This window comes from Phenylobacterium sp. (genome assembly GCF_046590535.1).
GTDB lineage: Bacteria > Pseudomonadota > Alphaproteobacteria > Caulobacterales > Caulobacteraceae > Phenylobacterium.
On record NZ_JBKJTG010000200.1, the window covers coordinates 1 to 10131 of the forward strand.

15 protein-coding genes are annotated in these 10131 nt (G+C 68.2%); 5 read left to right on the forward strand and 10 right to left on the reverse strand.

Going from position 1 to position 10131, the window contains the following annotated elements:
- Positions 1-94 precede the first annotated feature (94 nt).
- From ACLL81_RS11790 to ACLL81_RS11805, 4 genes are all read right to left on the reverse strand, one after another.
- A complete protein-coding gene (locus ACLL81_RS11790; RefSeq protein WP_411288537.1) occupies positions 95-517 on the reverse strand; it encodes a MaoC family dehydratase in 423 nt (140 codons plus the stop codon).
- Positions 518-575: 58 nt separating this feature from the next.
- The gene (locus tag ACLL81_RS11795; protein WP_411288538.1) at positions 576-1439 is read right to left on the reverse strand and encodes a TIGR01459 family HAD-type hydrolase; all 864 of its coding nucleotides are present in this window, start codon (positions 1437-1439) and stop codon (positions 576-578) included.
- A gap of 48 nt (positions 1440-1487) precedes the next feature.
- On the reverse strand, positions 1488-2753 hold the full coding sequence (locus ACLL81_RS11800; RefSeq protein ID WP_411288539.1) for an EAL domain-containing protein: 1266 nt from the start codon (positions 2751-2753) through the stop codon (positions 1488-1490).
- A gap of 93 nt (positions 2754-2846) precedes the next feature.
- Positions 2847-3008, reverse strand: a complete 162-nt coding sequence (locus tag ACLL81_RS11805; protein ID WP_411288540.1) for a VOC family protein — start codon at positions 3006-3008, stop codon at positions 2847-2849.
- A gap of 96 nt (positions 3009-3104) precedes the next feature.
- Between ACLL81_RS11805 and ACLL81_RS11810 the strand changes: the two genes are divergently transcribed.
- Positions 3105-3374 (forward strand): type II toxin-antitoxin system Phd/YefM family antitoxin, encoded by a 270-nt coding sequence (locus ACLL81_RS11810; RefSeq protein ID WP_411288541.1) that lies wholly within the window; start codon positions 3105-3107, stop codon positions 3372-3374.
- The gene (locus ACLL81_RS11815) at positions 3374-3766 is read left to right on the forward strand and encodes a type II toxin-antitoxin system VapC family toxin (RefSeq protein WP_411288551.1); all 393 of its coding nucleotides are present in this window, start codon (positions 3374-3376) and stop codon (positions 3764-3766) included. Before ACLL81_RS11810 ends, ACLL81_RS11815 begins: the two co-directional genes overlap by 1 nt.
- 4 nt (positions 3767-3770) lie before the next feature.
- Here ACLL81_RS11815 and ACLL81_RS11820 read toward each other — a convergent pair whose 3' ends face one another.
- The 3 genes from ACLL81_RS11820 to ACLL81_RS11830 all read right to left on the reverse strand — a co-directional run bounded on the left by ACLL81_RS11820 (position 3771) and on the right by ACLL81_RS11830 (position 6554).
- Positions 3771-4649 (reverse strand): 3-hydroxybutyryl-CoA dehydrogenase, encoded by an 879-nt coding sequence (locus ACLL81_RS11820; RefSeq protein ID WP_411288542.1) that lies wholly within the window; start codon positions 4647-4649, stop codon positions 3771-3773.
- A gap of 211 nt (positions 4650-4860) precedes the next feature.
- Entirely contained in the window at positions 4861-5805 is a 945-nt protein-coding gene (locus ACLL81_RS11825) for an electron transfer flavoprotein subunit alpha/FixB family protein (RefSeq protein WP_411288543.1), read from the reverse strand.
- Positions 5805-6554 carry an electron transfer flavoprotein subunit beta/FixA family protein gene (locus ACLL81_RS11830; protein ID WP_411288544.1) on the reverse strand — a complete coding sequence of 250 codons (750 nt, stop codon included), beginning with the start codon at positions 6552-6554 and terminating at the stop codon, positions 5805-5807. Before ACLL81_RS11830 ends, ACLL81_RS11825 begins: the two co-directional genes overlap by 1 nt.
- 161 nt (positions 6555-6715) lie before the next feature.
- On the opposite strand from ACLL81_RS11830, the gene ACLL81_RS11835 reads away from it, so the two are divergent.
- Entirely contained in the window at positions 6716-6973 is a 258-nt protein-coding gene (locus ACLL81_RS11835) for a hypothetical protein (RefSeq protein WP_411288545.1), read from the forward strand.
- On the opposite strand, the gene ACLL81_RS11840 is transcribed toward ACLL81_RS11835, so the two are convergent.
- Complete coding sequence (locus ACLL81_RS11840) at positions 6970-7545, reverse strand: cob(I)yrinic acid a,c-diamide adenosyltransferase (RefSeq protein WP_411288546.1); 576 nt, start codon at positions 7543-7545, stop codon at positions 6970-6972. The two genes, ACLL81_RS11835 and ACLL81_RS11840, sit on opposite strands and share 4 nt — an antisense overlap.
- A 1-nt stretch (position 7546) precedes the next feature.
- Positions 7547-7744, reverse strand: a complete 198-nt coding sequence (locus ACLL81_RS11845) for a twin transmembrane helix small protein (protein ID WP_411288547.1) — start codon at positions 7742-7744, stop codon at positions 7547-7549.
- Positions 7745-8070: 326 nt separating this feature from the next.
- Between ACLL81_RS11845 and ACLL81_RS11850 the strand changes: the two genes are divergently transcribed.
- Together ACLL81_RS11850 and ACLL81_RS11855 are read left to right on the forward strand one after the other, a co-directional pair.
- Positions 8071-8721, forward strand: coding sequence for a TetR/AcrR family transcriptional regulator (locus tag ACLL81_RS11850; RefSeq protein WP_411288548.1), 651 nt, complete (start codon positions 8071-8073; stop codon positions 8719-8721).
- 16 nt (positions 8722-8737) lie between these two features.
- On the forward strand, positions 8738-9373 hold the full coding sequence (locus tag ACLL81_RS11855) for a TetR/AcrR family transcriptional regulator (protein ID WP_411288549.1): 636 nt from the start codon (positions 8738-8740) through the stop codon (positions 9371-9373).
- Here the strand turns inward: ACLL81_RS11855 and ACLL81_RS11860 are convergent.
- The coding region (locus ACLL81_RS11860; RefSeq protein WP_411288550.1) for an acyl-CoA dehydrogenase family protein at positions 9370-10131 on the reverse strand (762 nt) is incomplete at its 5' end. The genes ACLL81_RS11855 and ACLL81_RS11860 overlap by 4 nt on opposite strands.

The following is a 10131-nucleotide window of genomic DNA, read 5'->3' on the forward strand; positions in this document are numbered from 1 at the left end:
CCGCGATGCACGCCATCGAAGTTGCCCATGGCCACCGAGGCGCCGCGGTCGGCCCCGGCGATGGAGCTCCAGCCGCGGATGACCCGGACCCGGCTCATGCGTCGCGCCGGGTCACCATGACCACGGCCTCGCCGTCCACCACCGTCTTGCCGCCCACTTCGCAGACGGTATCGCAGGTGACGTGGCCACGCTTGTCGTCGAGCGCCTTGACCGTGACGCGGGCGGTGACCGCATCGCCGATCTTCACCGGCCGGCGGAAGCGCAGGGACTGCGACAGGTAAATGGCGCCCGGCCCCGGCAGGGTGGTCCCCAGCACCGCGGAGACATAGGCCGCCGCCAGCATGCCGTGGGCGATCCGCTCGCCGAAGGGCGTGGTGCGAGCGTAGGCGTCGTCTAGGTGGACCGGATTGACGTCGCCGGAAACCTCCGCGAACGCCTTGATGTCGGCGGCGCCCACCACGCGGGTGATCTCGGCGCTCTGGCCGACGCTCAGCTCTTCGAAATAGAGACCCTGCACGCGGACTGCTCCCCTGATCAGGTTTCCATAGCCGTGAAGGGCCGCAGAGCGGAAGCCCTCACCAGATCAGGTCGGCCATGGCCCAGGTCGCTGTGAGCGCTTCCTGATGCAGCAGGTCGGCCACGATGGCCGGGTCCAGGCGGCCCGCACGGAGGGTTTCCGCCCCGTGGATGCCGCTGGCCACGAACAGCACGTCCAGGCCCCGGGCGTTGGCGCCGCGGATGTCGGTGGGCAGGCCGTCGCCGATGCAGAGCACCCGGGCGCGGTCCAGGAGCCGTCCAAGCTGGCGCTCCGCCTCCGCCAGACTGAGTTCGTAGATGGCCGGATAGGGCTTCCCGGCCATCAGCACTCGGCCGCCCAGGCTCTCGTAGAGCTGGGCGAGCGCGCCGCCGCAGTAGATCAGCTTGTCGCCCCGCTGCACCACGATATCCGGGTTGGCGCAGATCATCGGCAGGCCGCGGGCCACCGCGCCCTCGAACCGCGCCCGGTAGTCCTCGGGCGTATCAACCTCGTCGTCGAACGGGCCGGTGCAGGAGATGAAGCGCGCGGCCTCCAGATCGGAGGACGCCAGGTCCAGGCCGTCGTAGAGCGGCGCGTCCCGGTCGGGGCCCAGCCGCCAGGCGGGCCCAGGCGCACGTTCGCTTAGCAGGGCGCGGGTGGCGTCGCCGGAGGTCACAACGGCCGTCCAGGCCTCGCGCGGGACGCCCAGGGCGTCGAGCTGCTCGATCACCCCGGCGTTGGGGCGCGGCGCGTTGGAGATCAGGATCACCGGCCCGCGCTCGGCGCGGAAGCGGGCTAGCGCCTCGCAGGCGGCGGGGAAGGCCTCGCGGCCGTTGTGGATCACCCCCCAGACGTCGCACAGCGCCACGTCGTAGCGGCCGGCGATCTCGGCGAGGCCGGCGGGGAGTTTTGGGGAGGTCATGGCCGGCGGCGATATAGGGCGCCCCGGCCCCGCGTCAATGCAGCGGCCCTAGCCGCGAGCCCCGGCGCGGCGCTGTAGGGTCGGGCGCAGGAAGGCCGGCGGCGGCGGGGTGGCCTCGGCCAGGACGGCGTCCTTGATGGCGCGCGGCTCGCCGAACAGATGGCCTTGGCCGTAGCCGATATCGAGCTCCAGGATGTCCACCACCTGGCGTTCGCTCTCGACCTTCTCGGCGATCACCTCGACGCCGTAGCGGCGGGTCAGGGCGGCGAAGTCCTCGGCGGCCAGGTCGGGCAGGGATCGCAGCACCAGACGACCATCCACCTCGGTCAGTTCCTCCAGCAGGAACTGCGCGCCAACCTTCAGGAACTTCACGTCCGAGCGGGCCAGGTCCTGCAGGTCGATATCCAGGTCGGCCACCTTGTCGAGGCTGAAGCGGAAACCCAGGTCGGCCAGCTTGCCCATGTTGCGGGCCTCCACCGAGCCGCGGGCGTCGAAGGCGCCTTGGCCGATCTCGAAGATCAGCGCTCCGGCCAGGTCGCGGTTGGCGGTGAGCAGTTCCAGGAACTGCGGGAAGAAGCTCTCGTCGCCCAGGCTGGCCATGGAGATGTTGCAGAAGATGCCGATCTTGCGGTCCTGCTTGGCCAGCCGGCGCACGATCTGCACGCAGCGAAACAGCAGGAGGTTATCGATGGCGGTGATCAGGCCGCCGGGCTCAGCCACGGCCAGGTACTCAGCCGGCATGATGATCCGGCCCGTCTCGTCGCGTAGCCGCGAGAAGCTCTCGTAGAACACCGTCTTGCGCTGGGGCAGGCCCACCACCGGTTGCAGGTAGAGGTCCACTCGGTTCTCGGTGAGCGCCTCGCGCACGGTCTCGATGAGGGCGGCGGAGTGGCGCGGGTCGGGGGCGGGACCGATGCGTGGGGTCCAGGCCACCGCCTCCCCGTGCTCTTCCAGCCGGTTCTGCATGCGCTGGACCAGGCTCTCCAGCATGTGCACCTCGTCGGAGAGTTCCTCCGAGCGGTGGGCGTCGTCGGCCACGGTTTCCACCACCTGGCTGAGCCGGGCGTCGAGCCGTTCCACCTGGTCGAGCAGGATCTTGTGGGCTTCGCGCACCGCCTCGATCTCGCCGCGGATTGCGCCGGTCTCCAGCGCGCGCTCGATCAGGCCGTGGAAGGCGAAACAGAGGCCCAGGCCGCCCACCAGGGCCGCGACGCCGGCGCCCCAGCCGCCGCCGTTCCGCCACAGGGTGAGTGCGACGATCAGCGAGAGGCAAAGGTAGGTGGCGCAGAGAAGCGCTAGGGTCAGCCGCCGCATGGTCCCACCATCCGAATCACTCAGGAGTATCCGCCGCGGGAACCCTGGAAGTCGAATGGATTAACGCGACGGCGGCCGGGCCCTCGGACCCGATCAGGCCTTGGACGTCTCATCCAGGGACCAGGTCACTCGGAAGGAGTCCCTGAGCATGCCGTAGCGGTCGCCCCAGAACATGTTGTCCAGCGCCGTGAGCACCTCGAAGCCCGCATCGACCGCCCGCTGAAAGGCCGCGTCGATGCCCGACTCAAGCTGCATGTGCAGGCCTCTCCGACAGAACCCGCGATTCTTCGCCAAGCGCGTTGACTGGCTGGACAGTTGGTCCAACCACCTCTTCCATGTTAGTCTGGTTTCATGACTTTGCAGGTCAACATCGCCGAAGCGAAGGCCAAGCTCTCTGAGCTCGTGGCGCGTGCGGAGGCCGGCGAGGACGTGATCATCGCCCGCGGCGGCAAGCCTATCGTGACCCTGAAGCTGCTGCCCGCCGTCGCGAAGGCCAAGCGCGTCGCGGGCGCCTGGGCGCACCTGGGCCGCCTTGAGGATCCTTACCTCTTCCTCGGATCGGACCCGGAGATGGTCGAGGCCGCGGAATCGTCTGATGAGGACGAGTTCTACCAGCCTTGATGGTTCTGCTCGATACCCACGCCTTGATCTGGTGGCTGTTGTCGCCCGAACGCCTTTCCGCGCTGGCGCGGACGGCCATTGAGGACGCGGACGAGGTCTTCGTCAGCGCCGTCAGCATCTATGAGATCGACATCAAGCGGCAGGACCTCAGAGCTCGCGGGAGGGACAGCACGTTGCTCCGAATGCCTAAAAACATGCCCGCGACACTCGGCCTTCTCGGCCTCAGCCTGCTCGACATCACGCCAGAAGCAGCTTGGCGCGCCGCGCTGTTGCCGCTGCACCACCGCGACCCCTGGGACCGCATCCTCGTCGCCCAGGCAGACGCACATGACCTTGGTCTCGTCAGCAAAGACAAGGCGTTGAAGGACTACGATGTCGACCTGATCTGGTGACTGCCTAGCGCGTGGGGACTGGCGTCTCGCCGCGGTAGTCGTAGAAGCCGCGGCCGACCTTGCGGCCCAGCCAGCCGGCCTCGACGTACTTCACCAGCAGCGGACAGGGCCGGTACTTGGAATCCGCCAGGCCCTCGTGCAGCACGTTCATGATCGACAAGACGGTGTCCAGGCCGATGAAGTCGCCCAACTCCAGGGGCCCCATCGGGTGGTTTGCGCCCAGCTTCATGGCCGTGTCGATGGCGTCCACGGTGCCCACGCCCTCATAGAGGGTGTAGATCGCCTCGTTGATCATCGGCACCAGCACGCGGTTGACGATGAAGGCCGGGAAGTCCTCGGCGTTGGAGGTGGTCTTGCCCAGCGACTTGGCGAAGTTGACCGCCGTCTCGTAGGTGTCCGGGCCCGTGGCGATGCCGCGGATGATCTCCACCAGCTTCATCAGCGGCACGGGGTTCATGAAGTGCAGGCCGATGAACCGGTCGGGCCGGTCTGTGGCCGAGGCCAGCCGGGTAATCGAGATCGAGGAGGTGTTGGAGGCCAGGATGGTCTTGTCGGCCAGGTGCGGCGACAGGGCCTTGAAGATGGTCTTCTTGGTCTCTTCGTCCTCGGTGGCGGCCTCGATGGCCAGGTCCGTGCCGCCGATGGTCTGCAGCTCCGGAGCGGCCTTGATGCGCGCCATGCCGGCGTCCATGGCCGCCTGGTCGATGATGCCGCGCACCACCTGGCGGCTCATGTTGCGCTCGATGGCGGCCAGTCCCGCGGCGATGCGGTCGGCGCTCACATCGTGCAGCAGGACATCGTAGCCGCCCAGGGCGCAGACGTGAGCGATGCCCGCACCCATCTGGCCCGCGCCGATGACGCCGACCGACCTGATATCAACCATTCAGCTAAAGCCTCGACAGACCGCAGACCGCAGCGCGCATCGCGCCACAGAGATGTGACGGCTTTCTAACATGGCCAGCCCCGGCCAAGACAAGCGTTTTGCTGCAACGCAGCGTATGGGCGCTGGCCGGATCGGGTGGACTACAACGCACCTGCGAAGAGGGGCGACCCTTGCGGACCTCCCCGTGACTTCGTTGACCTGCGACCGGATGCTACTTCCCGGCGGCGCTCAGGGCTTCCATCAGTTCCGGCACGGCGGTCTTGTAGTCGGCCACCAGGCCGTAGTCGGCCACCTGGAAGATCGGCGCGTCGGCGTCCTTGTTGATCGCCACGATCACCTTGGAGTCCTTCATGCCGGCCAGGTGCTGGATGGCGCCGGAGATGCCGATCGCCACATAGAGGTCGGGGGCGACCACCTTGCCGGTCTGGCCCACCTGATAGTCGTTGGGGGCATAGCCGGCGTCCACCGCCGCGCGGGACGCGCCGACGGCGGCGCCCAGCTTGTCGGCCAGGGGCTCGATCACCCGCTGGAACTCCTCGGCCGAGCCCATGGCGCGGCCGCCGGAGACTACGATCTTGGCGCCCGACAGTTCCGGCCGCGCCGACTTCACCAGTTGCTGGTCCACGAACCGGGTCTTGGCCGGGGCCGCGGCCGCCGGGATGGACTCGATGCTGGCCGACCCGCCTTCCGCCGCCGCCTTGAAGACGGTGGGGCGCACGGTGATCACCTTCTTGCCGTCGGAGGACTGCACGGTCTCAAGCGCATTGCCGGCGTAGATGGGCCGAACGAACGTGGAGCCGTCGACCACCTCGACCACGTCGGAGATCTGCGCCACGTCCAGCCTGGCGGCGATCCGCGGGCTGAAATTCTTGCCCTGTGAGGTCGCCGGGGTCAGCACGGCGTCGTAGTTGGCCATAAGCGGCACGATCAGCGCCTCGAAGGCTTCCGCCAGGCCCTGGCCCAGCTCGGCGCTCTCGGCCAGCAGCACCTTGCGCACGCCCGTGATCTTGGCGGCCTGGTCGGCCACGCCCTTGGCGCCCTGTCCCGCAACCAGCAGGTCGATGTCGCCCGAAAGGCCTGTAGCCGCGGTCACCGTCTTGTGGGTGTTGTCCTTCAGGGTCGCATTGTCGTGGTCGGCGACGACGAGAACGGCCATCAGATAACCCCCGCTTCGTTCTTCAGTTTCATGACCAGGTCGGCGGCGCTGTCGACCTTGATGCCGCCGCCGCGCTTGGCCGGCTCGGTCACCTTAATCACCTTCAGGCGCGGCGCCGTGTCGGCGCCCAGGGAGGCCAGCTCCCTGATGTCGAGCTGCTTCTTCTTGGCTTTCATGATGTTGGGCAGGCTGGCGTAGCGCGGCTCGTTGAGGCGCAGGTCGGCGGTGACCACGGCGGGGAGGTCCACCTCGATGGTCTGCAGGCCGCCGTCGACCTCGCGGGTCACCTTGGCCTTGCCGGCGGACAGCTCGATGGCCGAGGCGAAGGCCGCCTGCGGCCAGTCAAGCATGGCGGCCAGCATCTGGCCGGTGGCGTTGTTGTCGCCGTCGATGGCCTGCTTGCCCATGATTACGATGTCCGGGCTCTCCTCGGCGATGATCGCCTTGAGCACCTTGGCCACAGCCAGCGGCTCCAGGTCCTGGTCGCTCTGCACCAGGATGGCGCGGTCGGCGCCCATGGCCAGCGCCGTGCGCAGGGTCTCCTGCGCCTGGATCGGGCCGATGGAGACGGCGACGACCTCAGTCGCTGCGCCCTTTTCCCTCAGCCGGACCGCCTCTTCCACGGCGATCTCGCAGAAGGGATTCATCGACATCTTCACATTGGCGAGGTCGACACCGGTCTGGTCGGACTTCACCCGCGCCTTGACGTTATAATCGATCACCCGCTTGACCGGGACCAACACCTTCATAGGTCGTTACCGCCTTCGTAGCTGCATTCCCGCAAATTGGGCCGCAGCGGGCAATACCCGTTCCGTCACGCTTTGCAAGCCGCCGGCCCCGGGCGGCCGCCGCAATTTCGACCGGGCAGGCGGCTAGCCAGAGGCCCTCCCGATCTCCTAAAGAACCGCACATGAACCCCACCATCGAGCGCCTCAAGCTCATCTTCCTGGGCGTCTTCGCCGTCCTGTCCGTGATTGTCCTGATCTGGCAGGTGGGCTGGGTCTGGCCGCAGAAGCAGTGCGAGGGCGGGCGCCGGTGGTGGGACGCCCAGGCCCGGGTCTGCGCCCAGCCAGTGCTGATCTCCGACATCACCGGGCGCACCTTGCAGGACAAGCAGGCGGAGGCCGCCGCCAAGGCCGCGCTCGGCCGTCCCGTCACCACCCCCTAGCGGGTGGCGCCGGACTTCCAGAACACCTCTGACGCGCCGCGGTCGTTGGCATGGCGCGCGGCCACGAACAGGAAATCCGACAGCCGGTTGAGGTAGCGCAGCGCCGGGCCGCTCACCGGCTCACCCGCCTCCAGCAGCCGCACGGCCTCCCGCTCGGCCCGGCGGCAGACCGTCCGCACCAGGTGCAGGGCCGCGGCGGCGGGCGTGCCCCCCGGCAGGATGAACGACGTCAGCGCGGGCAGGGCGGCGTTCAGGGCGTCGATCTCCCCCTCCAGCCGCGTCACCTGGCCGTCCAGCATCCGCAGCACGGAACCCTCGACCTCGTCGGCCTTCGGCGGCGTGGAAAGGTCGGCGCCCAGGTCGAACAGCTCGTTCTGGATCCGCGCCAGCATGGCGTCGAACTCCGGATCGGCGCTGGTGTGCAGCCGGGCCAGGCCCAGGCAGGCGTTGGTCTCATCCACGGCGCCATAGGCCTCGACCCGGGGGCCGGCCTTGCTCACCGGCTGGCCGGTGGCCAGGCGGGTGGTCCCGTCGTCGCCGGTGCGGGTGTAGATGCGGTTGAGCGTGACCACCTCAGGCCTGGCTGCGCCACCAGACCGCAGCCATCAGAACCGCCACGGCCAGGGCCTGCATCACTACCCGTAGACGCATGAGCTTGTTGGAGTGGGAGCGGCCGAAGTCGCCACCGCGGAACAGCGAATAAATGCCCAGTCCGAGGACCGTGCTCACGGCGAGCAGAGCCGCCGGGATGAGGTAGTCGAAGACGTCCATGACCCAATTTAGGGCGCCCGGGGGTTTGGGCCAACTATAAACCAGTGATACTTCGACCTTGACAGACGGACCGATGATCATGTTCAACGAGCCTAATTCGCCGACTTGCCGAAAATCCGCCACACTGGACTGAACACATCACGCCCACCACTTGCAGAGCTGCGACGCCCGGTCGCGGGCGAATTTCCGCCACAGGCCAACAATTAGAGCTCCGCCGCGCGTATTTCTGTTATCGAACACGTTCAACCAAACCGCGCCCTGCACAGCTTTCAGCGGGCGCAACACATGGAGCGCCGGGCGGCCGTCCGGCTCAAATCTACAGCACAATGAAGCATACCTCCCCGCTCGAAGCCGCCATCGAAACCCAGGTCCGGGTGCCCACGCGCCGGACCCTCGCCAAGCAGCAGACCCGCTCCAAGGTTCTGGCCGCCGCGCGCCGCCTGTTCAGCCAGCAAGGTTATGAAGGCGCCACCATCCGCGACATCGCCGCCGCCGCAGGCATGTCCACCGGCGCGGTGTTCGCCAACTTCAGCGACAAGTCCGACCTGTTCCGGGAGATCATGATCGCGGACTTCGAGGCCCTGGCCGAGGCCATGCGCGACGCCGCCGGCCGTGGTCGCGCGGTGGAGGACGCCCTGCTGCGGGTCTTCTCGGCCGGCTATGTGTTCTATCGCACCCAGCTTCCTTTGGCCCGCGCCGCCTTCAGCGTCTCCTGGGCGCCGGAGGACGGCCATGTCCTGCGCACCGTGCCGCCGATACGCGCCATGCTGGCCATCTTCATCGAACAGCTAACCGACGCCGTGCAGCGCGGCGAACTGAGCCAGGAAGCCGATGTGAAGCTGCGTAGCCAGATGCTGTTCGACGCCTACCTGTCGAACTATCCCCGCGCGATCTTCGAAGGCTGGAGCCTGGAGGCGCTTCAGGCGCGCTCCCGCGACCAGATTCGCATCCTGCTGGCGGGCGCGCGGCGGGGCTAAGCCCCGCTGGTCCCCCATGAAAGCCGACGTCGGATCCAATCCTGCGGCGGCGAGCGCGCGCAGCTCGCAAAAGGAAGCCACCCGTCAGCGCGTGCTGGCGGCGGCCCGCGAGCTGTTCGACACTTTGGGCTTTCAGGGCACGACCATCCGCGAGGTGGCCCGTCACGCCGGGGTCTCGGTGGGCAGCGTCTTCACCACCTTCGCCTCGAAGGGCGCGATCCTGTCGGAGGTGATGCAGAACCGGCTGGCGCCGCTTTACGCGGAGCTGGACGCGGTGATGCCGCACGTGCGCGGCTCCACTGCCGATCGTCTGCGCTCGATGTTCGCCATCCACTTCGCCTTCGAAGCGCAGCATACGCGGCTGTTCCTGTCGCACATCGCGGCCGCCTACGACTGGACCCTGCCGCCCACCGCACGCCCGTTCGGTCGCACGCCCCGACTGCAGGAGATCATCGGCGAGTGCCTGGGCCTGGGGGTCGAGCAGGGTGACATCGACCCCCGGCTAGACCTGCAGGAAATCATCGACCTGCTTATGGCGGCCTATGCCTGGACTTACCGGCTGGCGGTCACCAAGGGGGCCGACGCCAAGACCATGACCGCCGCAATGGATTGCCAGATCGGCCTGATCGCCAGCGGCTTTCAGACGCGCTAGTTGGTCCCTTCGAGAAGCCTGCGGGCGATCACCTGCGCCTGGATCTCGCCGGCGCCTTCGAAGATGTTGAGGATGCGCGCGTCGGCCAGCACCCGGCTCACCGGCTGCTCGACGGCGAAGCCCGTCCCGCCATGGATCTGCACGGCGTTGTCGGCGGCCGCCCAGGCGATCCGCGCGGCGGTCAGCTTGGCCATCCCGGCCTCCAGGTCACAGCGGCGGCTCTCATCCTTCGACCGCGCCGCGAACCAGGCCAGCCGCCGCGCGCCGGCGATCTCGGCGGCCATCATGGCCAGCTTGTTGGCGACCCGCGGAAACTGCGCGATCGGCTGGCCGAACTGGCGGCGCTGCAAGGCATAGTCCAGCGCCAGTTCCAGGGCGTTCTGCGCCACCCCTATGGCGCGGGCCGCCGTCTGGATGCGCGCCGACTCGAACGTCGCCATCAGCTGCACGAAGCCTTGGCCCACCTGGCCGCCCAGCAGGTCGGCGTGTGCGACCTCGAAGCCGTCGAAGGCGATCTCGTATTCCTTCATCCCGCGGTAGCCGATCACCCCGATCTCGCCGCCGCCCATGCCGGGCGCTGGGAACGGGTCGGCCACCGTGCCGCGCGGCTTGGCGGCCAGGAACATCGACAGGCCCCGGTGATCCTTCGACGCCGGATCGGTGCGCACCAGCAGGGTCATCAGGTCCGCGCGGGCGGCGTGAGTGATCCAGGTCTTGGCGCCGCTGACCCGCCAGGTGTCGCCGTCCCGGACGGCGCG